The sequence below is a fragment of the Cystobacter fuscus genome (assembly GCF_002305875.1).
Lineage (GTDB): Bacteria > Myxococcota > Myxococcia > Myxococcales > Myxococcaceae > Cystobacter > Cystobacter fuscus_A.
Genome location: NZ_CP022098.1, coordinates 5,644,150 through 5,658,742 on the forward strand (window position 1 = coordinate 5,644,150; position 14,593 = coordinate 5,658,742).

At 69.0% G+C, this 14,593-nt stretch carries 13 protein-coding genes; 3 read left to right on the forward strand and 10 right to left on the reverse strand.

Translation table 11 applies throughout. From position 1 onward, the window contains the following. Positions 1-29: 29 nt before the first annotated feature. The 3 genes from CYFUS_RS22960 (at position 30) to CYFUS_RS22970 (ending at position 4,296) form a co-directional block, all read left to right on the forward strand. Positions 30-1,838: a pectate lyase gene (locus CYFUS_RS22960; protein WP_232537721.1), complete on the forward strand. Its 1,809-nt coding sequence runs from the start codon at positions 30-32 to the stop codon at positions 1,836-1,838. Between the two features lie 298 nt (positions 1,839-2,136). After that, positions 2,137-3,033, forward strand: coding sequence for an NAD-dependent epimerase/dehydratase family protein (locus tag CYFUS_RS22965; protein WP_095987178.1), 897 nt, complete (start codon positions 2,137-2,139; stop codon positions 3,031-3,033). Positions 3,034-3,231: 198 nt separating this feature from the next. Beyond that, positions 3,232-4,296, forward strand: a complete 1,065-nt coding sequence (locus tag CYFUS_RS22970) for a LamG domain-containing protein (protein ID WP_095987179.1) — start codon at positions 3,232-3,234, stop codon at positions 4,294-4,296. A 6-nt stretch (positions 4,297-4,302) separates the two neighbouring features. Here the strand turns inward: CYFUS_RS22970 and pyk are convergent, their stop codons facing one another. The 10 genes from pyk to ubiE form a co-directional block, all read right to left on the reverse strand. Next, positions 4,303-5,706, reverse strand: a complete 1,404-nt coding sequence (gene pyk / locus CYFUS_RS22975; protein WP_095987180.1) for a pyruvate kinase — start codon at positions 5,704-5,706, stop codon at positions 4,303-4,305. A 213-nt stretch (positions 5,707-5,919) separates the two neighbouring features. After that, the gene (locus CYFUS_RS22980) at positions 5,920-6,669 is read right to left on the reverse strand and encodes a bifunctional nuclease family protein (RefSeq protein WP_095987181.1); all 750 of its coding nucleotides are present in this window, start codon (positions 6,667-6,669) and stop codon (positions 5,920-5,922) included. 120 nt (positions 6,670-6,789) lie between these two features. Further along, positions 6,790-7,143, reverse strand: a complete 354-nt coding sequence (locus CYFUS_RS22985; protein ID WP_095987182.1) for a hypothetical protein — start codon at positions 7,141-7,143, stop codon at positions 6,790-6,792. A gap of 158 nt (positions 7,144-7,301) precedes the next feature. Continuing rightward, on the reverse strand, positions 7,302-8,603 hold the full coding sequence (locus tag CYFUS_RS22990) for a citrate synthase (RefSeq protein WP_095987183.1): 1,302 nt from the start codon (positions 8,601-8,603) through the stop codon (positions 7,302-7,304). A gap of 88 nt (positions 8,604-8,691) precedes the next feature. Beyond that, positions 8,692-9,966, reverse strand: coding sequence for a 3-phosphoshikimate 1-carboxyvinyltransferase (locus CYFUS_RS22995; RefSeq protein ID WP_198316709.1), 1,275 nt, complete (start codon positions 9,964-9,966; stop codon positions 8,692-8,694). Then, positions 9,963-11,057, reverse strand: coding sequence for a 3-dehydroquinate synthase (locus CYFUS_RS23000; RefSeq protein WP_095987184.1), 1,095 nt, complete (start codon positions 11,055-11,057; stop codon positions 9,963-9,965). Before CYFUS_RS23000 ends, CYFUS_RS22995 begins: the two co-directional genes overlap by 4 nt. Next, positions 11,054-12,073, reverse strand: a complete 1,020-nt coding sequence (gene aroC / locus CYFUS_RS23005) for a chorismate synthase (RefSeq protein WP_095987185.1) — start codon at positions 12,071-12,073, stop codon at positions 11,054-11,056. Before aroC ends, CYFUS_RS23000 begins: the two co-directional genes overlap by 4 nt. After that, positions 12,070-13,317: a shikimate dehydrogenase gene (locus CYFUS_RS23010; protein ID WP_095987186.1), complete on the reverse strand. Its 1,248-nt coding sequence runs from the start codon at positions 13,315-13,317 to the stop codon at positions 12,070-12,072. The genes aroC and CYFUS_RS23010 overlap by 4 nt, the downstream gene beginning before the upstream one ends. Further along, positions 13,314-13,859 (reverse strand): shikimate kinase, encoded by a 546-nt coding sequence (locus CYFUS_RS23015; RefSeq protein WP_232537722.1) that lies wholly within the window; start codon positions 13,857-13,859, stop codon positions 13,314-13,316. Before CYFUS_RS23015 ends, CYFUS_RS23010 begins: the two co-directional genes overlap by 4 nt. A gap of 37 nt (positions 13,860-13,896) precedes the next feature. Continuing rightward, positions 13,897-14,586 carry a bifunctional demethylmenaquinone methyltransferase/2-methoxy-6-polyprenyl-1,4-benzoquinol methylase UbiE gene (gene ubiE, locus CYFUS_RS23020; protein WP_095987188.1) on the reverse strand — a complete coding sequence of 230 codons (690 nt, stop codon included), beginning with the start codon at positions 14,584-14,586 and terminating at the stop codon, positions 13,897-13,899. Positions 14,587-14,593 lie beyond the last annotated feature (7 nt).

A 14,593-nucleotide genomic window follows, 5' to 3' on the forward strand; every position in this document is an offset into this window, starting at 1 on the left:
CGGCGCTGCCGTTGGACCACAGGAGCGAGATGATGAATCGCAGGACATTCATGCTGTTGGGGGTTGCCCCGCTGGCCATGGTGGCGTGCCGCGGCGACGACGACAAACCGACACCCACGGAGCCAACACCCACCGACGACCGGGCGAGCCGCGCTCGCGATGCCATGAAGCGCGCCGCCGTGTACATGGACGAGCGGGTGTCCTACCGAGGTGGCTACGTCTGGGCCTATCTCGCGGACCTGTCCAAGAGCTGGGGTGAGATGGAAGCCAAGCGCACCATGTGCTGGATCCAGCCTCCCGGCACGCCGACCGCGGCTCATTCCTTCCTCGACGCCTATCACGCCACCGGGGACGAGGCGTTCTACCGGGCGGCCGAACGCAGCGGCCTGGCGCTGATCGAGGCGCAACATCCGGCCGGGGGTTGGAACTACATCTACGACTTCGCGGGCGAGGAGTCGCTGAAGCACTGGTACGAAACCGTCGGCATCAACGGCTGGCGGCTCGAGGAGTTCCAGCATTACTACGGCAATGCGACCTTCGACGACGCCGGCACCGCGGTGGCCTCGCAGGTCCTCCTGCGCTTGTACCTCGAGAAGCGCGATCCGCGCTTCCTCGAGCCGCTGAACAAGGCGATCTCGTTCGTCCTCGACGCGCAGTACAAGGGCGGAGTCGCCGACGGTGGCTGGCCGCAGCGCTATCCGCCGTCGCCCAACGCGATCTCGTCCATGCCACGGCCCAATCCGGAGCAATTGCCGTCGGGCGCGTCGCAGGGCATGGCGGACGGCGACTACACGCGTCACGTCACGTTCAACGACGATGTCGCCGGCGAGAACATCAAGTTCCTGCTGATGTGCGTGATCGGACTCGGCGAGACGCGGCTCATCGAGCCCGTCACGCGCGCGATGGAGGCGCTGCGCCGCTTGCAACAGCCGGCGCCGCAGGCCGGATGGGGGCTGCAACACCTGTCGGCCGATCAGGACGGCCGCCTCGCGGGGGCTCCGGCCGGCGCGCGCAGCTATGAGCCCAGGGCCCTGGCCACCCACACCACCCAGACGAACATCCAGCAGTTGTTCCACTACTTCCGGCTCACCGGCGACCGCAAGTACCTCGCGCGGGTGCCCGAGGCCATTGCCTGGCTCGAGAGCACGCGGCTGACGGAACAGATGATCGCCGAGAACCCGCTGCTCACGGGCCGCACGCACCCGACCTTCATCGAGCTGGGCACCAACCGGCCGCTGTTCGTGCACCGCTACGGCTCCAACATCTGGAATGGCGCCTACTATGTGGACTACGACCATCGCGCCACGCCGTCGCACTACTCGGCGGGTCGCAGCATCAACCTCGCCAACCTGCGGGCGACCTACGATCAGCTCAGCTCGATGAGCGACGTGGCGATCGCGGAGATGGTGGCGAAGTCGCCCCTGAAGACCACCCAGCCGCGGGCGCTGCCGAAGTACTTCTCGCTTCGCGAGGTGGATTTTCCCGACCTGTATGCCGACGCGGTGATGACCACGCCCACGGTGACGGACGAGACGGTCGACACGCTGATTCAGGACCTGGGCACCAAGGATCATTGGCTGACGCCCGTGGTGCGCAGCGACCCGGCGGTCGCGGCCTCCTTCGTCACCAACCCGTACCGCGGCAACGGGCCCAGTGCGCCCTACCTCGGTGACGCGTACCGCAGCAAGCACGTCGGCGACATCTACGACACCTCCCCCTACGACTCCCAGGATCCGCCGGCCACCTATGAGAAGAAGCCGCGTTTGAACGGCATCTCCACCGCGGACTTCGTCAGCAACCTGGGCAAGCTGATCGCATACGTCGCGCCGCTGAAGTGACGTGGGCTGGCCGTCGTGGGGGGACGGCCCGGCGATGGCCCGCGCGTGAGAGGCTTCACGCGCGGCCAGACGCTTGACGCCGGCTACTGGATCTTCTTGTGCCCGGTGGGTGAGGAGTTGTCCTGGGGATGACTCTCGGGAGGAGGCTCTTGAGCAAGGTGTGGTTCATATGTTGTTCGAGGGGGGGCGTGGCGCCGTGTGGGGACGACGTTCGCATTACGGCTGGATTTCAATTTTTCCGGGGAAATGGCATGGAATTCCCGAACGGGTACCAGCCTGATCACCACGGGAGGTTCATATGGAGCTGAAGGAGAAGATCGTCCTCGTGACGGGGGCCAGCGGGTTCGTGGGGACGTACGTCGCCCGGGGCTTGCGCGAGCAGGGCGTCCGGGTTCGCGCGCTGGTGCGCCGCCCCGAGGCCCGGGCGGAGCTGGAGCGGTTCGGCGTGGAGGCGGTGCTGGGAGATCTGACGGACGCGCGCTCCGTGGAGGCCGCCGTGCGAGGCACCCAGGCCATCGTGCACTGCGCGGTGCAGGCCGCGGTGGATGTCTCCGAGGCCCGGCGGGTGAACGTGGAGGGCACGCGCACGCTGGCCCAGGCCGCGCTCGCCACCGGCTGCGAGCGCTTCGTGCACATCTCCACCATCGCCGTCTACCCGCTGCGCGACCGGGAGGGCATCGTGGACGAGTCCCTTCCCCTGGCGGATGACAAGGATGCCTACTCCATCACCAAGATCGAGGCGGAGCGCGAGGTGGAGGCCGTGGCGGCCCGGGGCCTGCGCACGGTCATCCTCCGTCCTCCGGCCATCCTCGGCGCTCACCCCAGCTCCTTCTGGGGAACCCGGTTGCCCAAGGACATCGCGGCCGGACAGTTCGCGCAGGTGGACGAGGGCCGGCGCCCCCTGAGCTATGTCCACGTCCTCAGCCTGGTGGATGCCGTGATCCGCGCCTTGCGCGTCGACGAGGCCGTGGGCCAGACGTTCAACATCACCGACGGGCACACGCCCTGGCATCGGTACACGGACTTCTTCAAGACCCGCCCGCTGCCCTCGGTCCCGTCGACGCAGCTCCCCGCGTTCATGAGCTTCCAGGGGACGTTCTCGACCGAGAAGGCCCAGCGCGTGCTGGGCTGGACGCCCCGGGACACCTTCGACCCGGTCATGGCCGAGGTGGTGCGCGCCCTGCCGAAGCCGTAGGCTGCCCTGGCCTCGAGCGATTCGTGGAGGGGGTGGAGCCAGGGAGCGTAGCCCGTGGGTCCACGTCCCCGAGCCCGTGTGTTGCGTGCGTGTCGACATGTCTGGCTCGGCGGGCGGCCGCCCTCCCTCGGAAGGGAGGGGCTCGCGAGTGCTGGTACAGGCCGTGCATTCCCTGGCAGACCCCTCCAGGAGAATCTCGTGAGCATTCAAGATGCGGTGATGAAGGTGGGTCTGCTCCTGCTGCTGACCGTGGGCTCGGCCGCCCAGGCCGACTACCCCATACTGTGTTATCCGGGCGTGGCCATCAAAGACGCCGTCTCGAACAACTTCGCGGGCTGCCAATATACCACCTGGGGCACCAACCCGTGCGCCCAGACCCCCCCGGGGACCAGTACCCCCTTGTATCCAACGAACAGCGGGTTTTGCGTCACCTGCCTCAACGAGCCGTATCGCAGCCAGGTGCTGGGCGGCAACTGGTCGGCTGTCTCGCCCAATGACTTCGCGTGCATGTCCTGCGTCACCAAGCCCGCGAGCAGCGTGGGGTGGTGGAGCTTCGATGAAAACTTCGACGACTCCTATAGCCTGTCGAGCAATGGCGTGAACCTCGACGACCGGATCGCGTACGACATGTACAATGCATTGCCCAGCGCCGGGAAGGTGCATGGGGCCTGGCAACTCGATGGCGTGCATGACTATGTCCAGGTGGCGGACCATCCCAGCCTGAACTTCGGGATGACCAGCTTCTCCTTCGAGGGGTGGGTGCAATTGTCGACCGCACTCACCTACGCCGGGTCCTTTGTCCTGGTGGACAAGATGGCGGGCAACAACCCTTTCACGGGCTATCGCATCGCGCTGACAGACCGAAGGTTGAACCTCTTTCTCGCGACTGGCGGCCTGCCCTATAGCTGGCTGTCCTCTGCGCAGCAAGCTGACCTCGTGCCCAACGATGGCCAATGGCACCATGTCGCCGTCAGGGTCGCTCGCGCCAGCTCGCCCACGGGTATCCAGTTCTATGTGGATGGGGGCCTGGTGGGGACCGGCAACGCCGCCGTGCGCAGCGGCTCCCTGACGAACACCGCCCCCCTGAAGTTCGGCTCTGGCCTGAACGGTAACATCGCCCAGTACACGAAGATCGGGGTGGACGAGTTCTCGCTGTACAAGCGGGCGCTGGATGTTAGCGAAATCCAGCGCGTCTACAACGCGGGTCGTTCGGGTGTCTGTAAGGACTTCGAGCGGCCCGAGTGGTGGCCCACCCAGGGGTGAGGTGCTTCAGACGCGGTGCACGGAGATCATGTTGGTGCTGCCCGGCTCGTTGAGGGGCACGCCCGCCACGATGACCACGGGCGTGCCACTGGGGCACAGGCCCTCCTCGCGGCACAGCCGGCGCACCTGCCGCAGCATCGCGTCCGTGGACTGCAAGCGGCCCACCCTCCGCGGTGTCACGCCCCAGTAGAGCGCCATGCGGTTGACCGTCTCCGGGTTGGGCGTCAGCGCCACCACCCGGGCGTTCGGCCGGAACTCGGAGATGAGCTGCGCGGTGCGGCCGCGCTCCGTGTACGCCACGATGGTGCCGATGCGCATCTGCTCGGCCGCGGCCACCGCCGCCGCCGCCACGCCCGTGGAGATGTCGTCCCGGGCGTGCTCGAAGGGCACGTCCCGGGCGATCCGCTCCGAGCCCGTTTCGATCTCCTCCACGATGCGCGCCATGGTGGACACCGCCTCCACCGGGAACTTCCCCGCCGCCGTCTCGCCCGAGAGCATCACCGCGTCCGCCCCGTCCAGGATGGCGTTGGCCACGTCCGAGACCTCGGCGCGCGTGGGCCGCGCGTTGGTGATCATGCTCTCCAGCATCTCCGTGGCCACGATGGTCAGCCCGCCCAGGCGGTTGACCAGGCGCACCATCTGCTTCTGCATCGAGGGCAGCTTCTCCAGCGGCATCTCCACGCCCAGGTCCCCGCGCGCCACCATGATGCCGTCCGCCGCGCGTGCGATGGCGTCCAGGTTGTCCACCGCCTGGGGCTTTTCAATCTTCGCGATGAGCGGCGTGTTCCGCCCGGCCACGAGCGCGCGGGCCCGCTCGATGTCGTCCGCCGTGCGCACGAAGGACAGCGCCACGTAGTCCACGCCCAGCTCCTGTCCGAAGGCCAGGTCCTCCCTGTCCTTGGCGGTGATCGTGGGCACCGACACGTGCGCCCCCGGCAGGTTGAGGCCCTTGTGGTCCTTGAGTACGCCTCCCTGCTCCACGGTACACGTCACGTCCTGGCCCGACACCGCGTCCACCCGCAGGCGCACCCGCCCATCATCCAGGAGGATGGGGTGGCCCGGCTCCACGTCCCGGGGCAGCGAGCGGATGGGCGTGGGGATGAGGTGGCCCTGTCCGAGCACCTTGCGCGTCGTCACCACCACCTGCTCGCCCACCTTCACCTCCAGGCGGCCCCCCTCGAAGCGACCGAGGCGGATCTTCGGCCCCTGCACGTCCTGGAGGATGGCCACGGGCACGCCCAGCCGGCTCGACGCCCGCCGGATGCGCTGGACCCGGCGCAGGTGCTCCTCGGGCGTGCCATGGGAGAAATTGAGCCGGGCCACGTTCATGCCCGCACGGATGAGCGCCTCGATGACGACCGCCGAGTCCGAGGAGGGCCCCAGGGTGCAGATGATCTTCGCCTTTCGCATGGACGACCATCCTAGGCGCCGGGGGGTGCCTTGACAGTTTCGCGGCCCCGGGAATAGATGTTGCGCACGCGCGGGCGCAAGCAACGGCGTTGGCGCGGGCCGTGGTGTTGTTTTTTCGTCGTTCTCGTTGCGAGAAAACCTGGCGTCCCAGGAGGGGGGGCCAGGTTTTCGTCGTCTTGCTCCAGCCACCCCAGCCGGGACGGCTTCTCTGTCCTAGAGACTGATCTCGTCCAGGCGGCCCGGCTCCGGCTTCATGCCGGGATGCGGGGACGGTAGGCTTTCGCGTGGGTGGAGGCCATGCGGCGTGAAGGGCGGGGCGTCGTTCATGTCCGGTTCCCCGCTGCCACCCACGCCCGGGCCGTCGCCGCCGCGCAGTGAGTCGATCTCCTCGCGGCTGATGCCCGCCTCGTCCAGCACCTTGCGCGTCACCCGGATGCGCGCCCGGCCATCCAGCGCCATGGCGATGGAATCCGAGGGGCGGGCGTCCAGGGTCATCTTTCGAGCCCCCTGTTCGAGGAAGACCCGGCCCACGTAGATGTCGTCCTTGAGGTCATCGATGCGGACCTCGGTCACCTTGGCACCCAGCTCCACCACCATCGAGCCGAGGAGATCCTGCGACAGGGGCTGGGGCGAGCGCAGGTGGGCGAGCCGGAAGGCGATGGCCACCGCGGCCGACTCGTCCACGAAGATGGGCAGCACCATGGCGCCATCCGGGGTGGTGAGCACCACGGCGTGGGTCTTCGCCTCGACGAGCGGGATGACGTCCCGCACCTCCAACTCCACCAGCTCCTTGCAAGCGGAAGGATTGCCTCCTTCCTTGGGTTGACAGACCGGAGGGGCTGGCTCGGTGGATTTGGGTGAAGGCGCGGGGCCGAAGCCCGGCAGCAGCAGAGCGCCCAGGGTGAGCAGCGCGGCGGAGAGCGGACCCAGCAGGAACGTGGCGGCAGGAATGGGCGTTTTCACCCTTCAAACCTGCACATGTATGACGGGGCGGGGAGGGCTGGGGAACGTGCTTGCTCGCCCTCCAGTCAACCGCCCCGTGCGGCCCCCTTCATCCGCCTGGGGGCGGTGGACAGGCGAGCCTCAGCGCTCGTCCTCGTCCTCGTCGTAGTCCTCGTCGTCGGACTCCTCGTCTTCGTCCTCGTCGAAGTCGAGTTCCTCGTCGTCGGACTCCTCGTCCTCGTCGGACTCCTCGTCCTCGTCGAGTTCGTCCTCGAGATCCTCGGTCTCCAGGGAGAGTGAGACGCCGAAGCGCTTGCTCAACGCGGCCACCTGGGTCCGCATCTCGGTGAGCGCCGCGACGAAGTCCTCCTGGATGTTCGTCGGGGACTTCTGGCCGCAATGGGGGCACACCAGCTTCTCCGTCCCCTCGATGAGATCCTGAGCGGCCAGCTCGAAGGTGCCCTCGCACTTCTGGCAGGTGAGATCGATCGTCATGTTCGAGGCGCGGAATATCCATGGGGATGTGAACTGTCAACGCCCGTGGTACGCGCCGTATGGCTTTCCGTGACCCCGAAAACGTCGAGAGGGCCGAGGCGGAGAATCCGGAAGGACTCTCACCTCGACCCTCTGGTGGGACGCGCGCGGGGCGCGGGCTACTTCTGGTTGCGCTCGTTCATGGGCACGTAGTCCCGGCGCTTGGAGCCCGTGTAGATCTGACGCGGACGGGCGATCTTCTGCTCGGGATCCTTCACCATCTCCTCCCACTGGGTCACCCAACCCACGGTGCGCGGAATGGCGAAGAGCACGGGGAACATCTCCACCGGGAAGCCCATGGCCTCGTAGATGAGGCCCGAGTAGAAGTCCACGTTGGGGTAGAGCTTGCGCTTGACGAAGTACTCGTCCTGCAGGGCGATGCGCTCGAGCTCCACGGCGATCTCCAGCAGCGGATTCTTGCCGGTGATCTCGAAGACCTCGTCCGCCACGCGCTTGATGACCTTGGCGCGCGGATCATAGGACTTGTAGACGCGGTGGCCGAAGCCCATGAGCTTGGAGCTGCCCTCGCCGCCCTTCACCTGCTTGATGAAGTCCGGCACCTTGGAGACGTGGCCGATCTCGCGCAGCATGCGCAGCACGGCCTCGTTGGCGCCGCCGTGCAGCGGGCCGTAGAGCGCCGCGATGCCCGAGGCCACCGCGCTGAAGGGATCCACCTCGGAGGAGCCCACGGTGCGCACCGACGTGGTGGAGCAGTTCTGCTCGTGGTCGGCGTGGAGGATGAAGAGGACGTCGAGCGCCTTCTCCAGGGTGGGGTGCACCTTGTAGGTGGTGGTGCCGATCTTGCGGACCATCGCCAGGAAGTTGCCCACGTAGGACAGATCGTTGTCCGGGTAGACGTAGGGCAGGCCCATGCTGTGGCGGTAGGAGAAGGCGGCCAGCGTCGGCATCTTGGCGATGAGCCGGGTCATCTGGATGCGGCGGCTGCGCTCGTCCTTGGTGTGCTTGGCGTCCGGGTAGAAGCCCGAGAGCGCGGCCACCGTGGAGGACAGCATGGACATGGGGTGCGCGTCGTAGCGGAACCCGTCCATGAACGTCTTGATGTTCTCGTGCACGTAGGTGTGGTGCGTGACGAGGTACTTGAACTCCTCGATCTGCTTCTCGTTGGGCAGCTCGCCGTTGAGCAGCAGGTAGGCGACCTCGAGGAAGGAGGAGCGCTCCGCGAGCTGCTCGATGGGGTAGCCCCGGTACTCCAAGATGCCCTTGTCACCGTCGATGAAGGTGATGGCGCTCTTGCAGTTCGCCGTATTCAGGAACGCTGGGTCATACCCCATCAGACCGAAGTCATCGTCTGAGACCTTGATCTGCCTGAGGCCGTTGGTCCGAATGCATCCGTTCTCGATCGGGACTTCGTACGTCTTCCCGGTCCGGTTGTCCGTGATGGTCAGCGTATCCTTTGGCATGGGAGGACTTTTCACAGGCGGCGGAGAGCTTTCAACAAAAAAGAGCGGCGCCCGGAGAGGCCGCGTCTCCCTCCGGGCACCCGTGGTCTCAGGTGAGCCGGGCTCCCGTGCGTTCCAGCTGTTGCCAGAAGCCGGGGAAGCTCTTCTCCACACACTCGGGGCCGGTGAGCGTCAGGGCCGCTCCCGAGAGGGCGGAGAGCGTCGCGGACACCATGGCCATGCGGTGGTCTCCCCGGCTGTCCATGGCGAAGTGGCGGGGCGGGGTGGGGGGAGGATGGATCGTGAGCGTCTCGCCCTCCAGAACCGTCTTCCCGCCAACAGCCTCCACCAGCGTGAGGATGCCCTCCAGTCGATCGCTCTCCTTGACCCGGAGGATGCCCACGTCGGTGAGCGTGGAGGAACGTGGCAGCACGCACGCGAGCGCGGCCAGGGTGGGCAAGAGGTCCGGGCACTCCTTGCCCGAGGCCACGAGACCGTCACGGGCCTCGCCCACCAGGCGCAGGGTGGCGTTGGGACCGGGCTCGGCGCGCAGTCCCGCGCGCTCCACCAGCCGCACCAGCGCCTGGTCCGGGTGCGCGCTGCCCAGGTCCGCCCGCTCCACGCTCCCGCCGGTGCGCCAGGCGAGCAGCAGCAGGTAGCCGAGCGAGGACCAGTCACCCGGCATGGCCGGGGTGCGCTCGGGGGCGCGGTAGTCCGCTACCTCGAAGCGGCCGTCCCGCTCGTCCACCGTGAAGCCGAAGCGGCGCAGCCAGGACACGGTCAGCTCCAGGTAGCCCGCGCTGGTGAGCGTGCCGGTGATCTCCACGCGCCAGGGCCGGCGCTCGCGCAGGAACAGCGCCGCGCAGCCGAGCAACAGGCTGGAGGCGTACTGGCTGCTCTGAGCGCCGGGGACGCGGAAGACGGGCTCGCCGGTGCGCTCCGGGGCGCGGATCTCCACGGGCCAGGGCTTACCCTCGGTGAGCACGAGCCCCGAGCCCCCGAGCGCCTCGCGCAGGGACTCGAAGAGCGGGCCGTGGGGACGCTCGCCCAGGCGGGGCGTGCCGGTGAGGCGCACGTGGGCGCCGGGCGTCACCGCGGCCTGGGTGACGAGGATGCGGAAGGGGGCGCCGCCGTCCGCGCAGTCCACGTCCCGTACGGTGCCGGGTGGCAGGCGCAGGGCCTCGATGCCCCGGCGCAGCACGCGCACGTCCGCGGGGAGGAAGTGCTCGGGCTCGCGTTGGAGATCCGGCAGGGGCCAGGCTCCGGTGAGGTGCGCGAGCACCAGCGCCCGCTGGGCGTCCGACTTGGAGATGGGCGGCGTGAGGACGGCGGGGGTGAGCCGGCTCGGGTCGACGTGCAGCCGGGTCTGGGATGAACTCGTCATGGGCGGACTCCCTTCGTCCAGGCGGGCCAGAGCGCGCGCCACTCGGGCGCGGAGACGTCGCGCACCTCGGCGACGCCAATGTCGGTGAGCAACACCATGCGCAGCTCTCCCGCCGCGCCGGACTTCTTGTCCGCGGCCAGCAGCACCTCGATGTCCTCGAGCGCCGCGCGCTTGAGCAGCGCCGCCGCGCGCTTGCGGCCGAGCACTCCCGGCCCGTTCTCCAGCGCCGTCTCCACGCGCACGGCCACCTTGTCGGGCGTCACGCCCACGGCGCGCCCCACGTCGAGCGCGCACAACATGCCCAGGCCCACCGCGTCCCCGTGCGACAGCTTGAAGTGCGACACGCTCTCGAGCACGTGGCCGAAGGTGTGGCCGAAGTTGAGCACCCGCCGCAGGCCCTGCTGCTCGTAGGGATCCTGCGAGCACACGGTTTCCTTGAGGCGCCGCGCGTCCTTCACCAGACGCTCCAGCGAGGGCGGCCGGCGCGTGTAGCCCTGGAAGAGCTGGGCGTCGAGGCTCGCCACCATCTTCCACGCCTCGAGCGCGCCCTCGCGCCGCTGCGTGTCCGAGAGGCTCTCGAACAGCTCCGGACACAGCCACGTCTCCTCGGCGTAGTGGAAGACACCCACGGGGTTCTTCACCACGCGCCCGTTCACGGTGACGTCCACCGCGCCCTTGCCGCCGAGACTGCTGTCCACCGCCGCGAGCAGCGTGGTGGGCACCTGCACCAGCCGCACGCCGCGCTTGAGCAGGTGCGCGGCCATGGTGGACACGTCGCCGATGGTTCCTCCGCCAATGGCCACGAGCGTGCCCGAGCGCGGCAGCGTGAGACCCGCGGAGAGCACCTGCTCCAGCGACTCGAAGGACTTGGCCCGCTCGCCCCCCATGATCTGGAGGATGGCGTGGGGGCGGCGCGCCTGGATCGCGGGCAGCAGGGTGGGGTGCAGCTTCACCACGCGCTTGTCCACGACGACGAGGCTGCCCTCGGGCAGGGTGGCGCTCACGCGCGAGAAGGCACCCCAGCGGTCATTCGCGGGGCGGTAGGCGCCAGGAGGAAGAGAAGTGTAGGCGCCAGGAGGAAGAGTGGTCATGTCGAGTGGGGCCAGGCGTTGAACTGCAGGGCGAGATCGGCCAGGACGAGCGACACCATGGCCTCGAGGACGGGGACGGCGCGGGGCATGATGCAGGGATCATGGCGTCCGCCCTTCGCATGGTCCGCGAGCGTGGCGGGGGGCTTGAAGTAGACGCGCAGGAACAGGGGCTCGCCGTTGGTGAGGCCTCCCTGGATGCCGCCGTAGGTGTCCTTGCGCGCGTGGAACTGGAGGCCCGGCTGCGCGATGCGCTCGAGCAGATCCGGCGGCCCCCAGACGACGCCGGTGACGGCCCCCACGCTGCCCAGCGCCTGCGCGAGCAGCGCCTTGATCTTGCCGAAGATGGGCTCGCCCAGGCCCACGGGCAGGCCCTCGACGCGCACGTCGATGCTGCCACCCAGGCTGTCTCCCGCCTCCTTGGCGACGAGGATGCGCCGCGACATCTCCTCGCGCACCACCGGATCCGGGCAGCGCGTGGGGTGCGCGTCCACCTGGGCGCGCGTGAGGCCCAGCTCCGGCACCGCGCTCACCAGCTCGCCCACCTGCGACACCCACGCCACCGTGGACACCTTGGGGAACTGCCGCTCGAGATACGCCTCGGCGATGGTGCCGCCGATGACCCGGCAGAGCGTCTCGCGGCCGCTGGTGCGTCCGCCACCGCGGTGATCCCGGTGCTTGAAGCGCTCGCGCCACACGGCATCCGCGTGGCCGGGGCGATCCTCCGCCTTGAGCTTGTCGTAGTCCCCCGAGCGCTGGTTGGTGTTGCGCACGATGGCCGCGATGGGCGTGCCGAGCGTCTTGCCCTCGAAGACGCCGGAGAGGAGCTCCACCTGATCCGGCTCGGAGCGGGCGGTGGTGATGGTGGACTGGCCGGGCCGGCGGCGATCGAGCGCGGCCTGGATGCGCGCCGTCTCCAGGGGCACGCCCGCGGGACAGCCGTCGATGATGGAGCCCAGGGCCGGGCCGTGGCTCTCACCGAAGGTGGTGAGGCGGAACAAGGTACCAAAGGTGTTCATGTGGCGGACTCCCAGAGGGCTCGCTGCCGGCGGGCCTGGGCAATGAACCACGCCGCGCCGAGGAGCAGGGGAACTCCTCCGCGGCGGGTGATCTCGGTGGCGATGCGACGGGCCGGGGCGCCGTAGGCGATGACGGCGACGCGGGCTCCCTCGAAGCGCAGGGTCTCCGGGGGCGTGATGCGATCCGGCCACGTCCAGATGCCCGTGCCCTTCAGGGGCTCGGAGATGGAGGCGCGGCGCAGGAAGCGCAGGTGGTCGCGCTCGGAGGCGGCGGCGCGCAACGCGGCACCCACCCCTCCATCTCCGAGCACGAAGAGGTCCCCTCCACCGAGCCGCTCGAGCACCGTGCGGGCGCCCTCGGTGTCGGTGTTGAAGGACTCCCAATGGTCTCCGCGGCGCACGAGCGTGTTGATGGCGTCGATCGACGCGCCGGTGTGCCGGGCGAGGCGCGGCTTGAAGGGACTGGTGATGGCGAAGCCCCGGTAGTGGGGCAGCAGCGCGTCCACGAGCGCCTCGACGGGGGCGTCCTCGGCCAGGTCGATGCGATCGAAGGGCTGGGGGTGGATGCGGGGCGAGCGCGAGTGGGCGATGGACGTGCCGAGGATGCCCAGCCGTCCCTCTCGGGCGGGAGCACGGGCCTCGCGCGCCGCGTCCGCGAGCAGCCGCTGTCCCGGCGCCGCCTTCCAGTCGCCCCCGATGGCCACGTACTCGAGCAGGTTGCGCCGGGAGAGCACCGCGCGCACGGGAAGCGCGACCGGTCCCATCGTGAGCACCGTCACCCGCTCCACGCCGAAGCGCTCGCCCAGCCTCGCCTGGGTCTCGAGCAGCACGGCGATCCGTGCCGCGGAGGGCTCGCCGAGCGGCTCGACATGCTTCACCAGGGCGCCCTCCGGCAGGGGCCCCTCCCACAGGCGCAGCGCCTCGGCTGTCTCCAGGGGGCGATCGGCATGGTGCGAGGCGAGCAGCTTGCCCGCCGGAGCGTCCAGCGCGCTCGCGTGGACCACGTCGCGATCCACCCAGCGCGCGGCGGTCACCCACGCGGGGGGCAGGGGCACGCCGCGCTCGGACACGAGCAACTCCAGGATGCGCGCGAGGGCCGCGGCGTCCACCGCGTCGGCCGGGTGCAGGTCCGTGCGCACCTCCAACATGTCCGCGCCCTGGCTCCGGGCGTCGGTGGCGAAGCGCAGGGCTTCGGCGCCTCGCAGGACCGGGGGAAGGGTGACGACGAGGCGCGCGGACTTCATCGGGGATTCTCCGGATCGGCGAAGGCTCGCAGGAACGCGGCGAGCCTCACCGTGGGGACACGGGCGTGCAGCAGCTCGCGTTGCTCGTAGATGGAGCTCAGCTCCTCCTCGAGGCTCATGTCCGGGCGCAGTCGCGGCCGGCGCGTGTCCTTGAGCAGGCGATCGCGGTAGGTCTCGAAGGTGATGGGCACCAGCAGGATGTGGCAGTCCCGCAGGGCCTCCGGATGGTGGGACAGGAAGCCGCCCCCCACCGCCACGAGCCCTCCGGCGGGCAGGGACAGGAACAGGTCGCGCTCGGCCCGGCGGAAGCCATCGGTGTCCGTGGCCACCCAGTCACGCAGCGCGCGGCCCGAGTGCTTTTCCAGCTCGACGTCCAGATCCACCCCGGGCCTGCCGGTCAGCGCGCTGACGAGAGGCAGCAGCCGCGTCTTGCCCGCGGACCGGTGTCCGCCGATCACGATCGTCTTCGACGCGGGAGGCGGTGAGCCGGGCGCGAGCCGGGCGAACTCCTCGCGGATCGAGTCGGACAGCCGCGGGTCCACGGACCCGAGGATTCTTTCGATGAGGTGTTTCCGCTGCTCAGCGGACGGTACCGACATAGACGTAGGATGTCCCGAACGTCAGGGGATGGGCCACTCTTTCCTTATAGCCGCCGGACTGCTCCATCAGGGCCAGGAATCTGTCGCCCGCCGGGAAAGCGGCGGAGGTGCGCGGCAGGTACTCGTAGGCGGCCCGGTTTCCGGTGAGCAGTCCGCCCACGCGGGGCATGACGACCTTGCTGTAGAAGCGGAACAGGGCGCCGAAGAAGCCCGTGGGCTGGCCGAACTCCAGCACCACCACCCGGCCTCCAGGGCGCACCACCCGGGCCATCTCGCTCAGGCACTTCACCGGATCATCCACGTTGCGGATGCCAAAGGCGATGGATGCCACGTCGAAGCTGTCGTCCGCGAAGGGCAGGGCCATGGCGTCGGCGACCTGGAACTCCACGCGCAGCCCCTCGCGCTCGGCCTTGGCCGGAGCGCTGTCCAGCATCTCCTTGCAGAAGTCAGTGCCCACCACGCGCCCCGCCTCGCCCACCTGGCGCTTGAAGGCCAGCGCCAGGTCTCCGGTGCCGGTGGCGCAGTCGAGCACGGCATCTCCGGGCTTCGCGCCGCTCAGGCGCACCGCCTTGCGCCGCCACAGGCGATGGATGCCGAGGGACAACACCTCGTTCGTCACGTCATAACGCGTGGCGATGGAGGAGAACATCTGACGTACTTCGGTGCTCATGCGAGCC

Coding starts and splice junctions, on each gene's coding strand:
- CYFUS_RS22985 (WP_095987182.1), bottom strand. CDS start 7,143: ATGACGATCGATCTCACCTGCCAGAAGTGCGAGGGCACCTTCGAGCTG.
- ubiE (WP_095987188.1), bottom strand. CDS start 14,586: ATGAGCACCGAAGTACGTCAGATGTTCTCCTCCATCGCCACGCGTTAT.
- CYFUS_RS22960 (WP_232537721.1), top strand. CDS start 30: ATGATGAATCGCAGGACATTCATGCTGTTGGGGGTTGCCCCGCTGGCC.
- CYFUS_RS23000 (WP_095987184.1), bottom strand. CDS start 11,057: ATGACCACTCTTCCTCCTGGCGCCTACACTTCTCTTCCTCCTGGCGCC.
- CYFUS_RS22965 (WP_095987178.1), top strand. CDS start 2,137: ATGGAGCTGAAGGAGAAGATCGTCCTCGTGACGGGGGCCAGCGGGTTC.
- CYFUS_RS22990 (WP_095987183.1), bottom strand. CDS start 8,603: ATGCCAAAGGATACGCTGACCATCACGGACAACCGGACCGGGAAGACG.
- CYFUS_RS23010 (WP_095987186.1), bottom strand. CDS start 13,317: ATGAAGTCCGCGCGCCTCGTCGTCACCCTTCCCCCGGTCCTGCGAGGC.
- aroC (WP_095987185.1), bottom strand. CDS start 12,073: ATGAACACCTTTGGTACCTTGTTCCGCCTCACCACCTTCGGTGAGAGC.
- pyk (WP_095987180.1), bottom strand. CDS start 5,706: ATGCGAAAGGCGAAGATCATCTGCACCCTGGGGCCCTCCTCGGACTCG.
- CYFUS_RS22995 (WP_198316709.1), bottom strand. CDS start 9,966: ATGACGAGTTCATCCCAGACCCGGCTGCACGTCGACCCGAGCCGGCTC.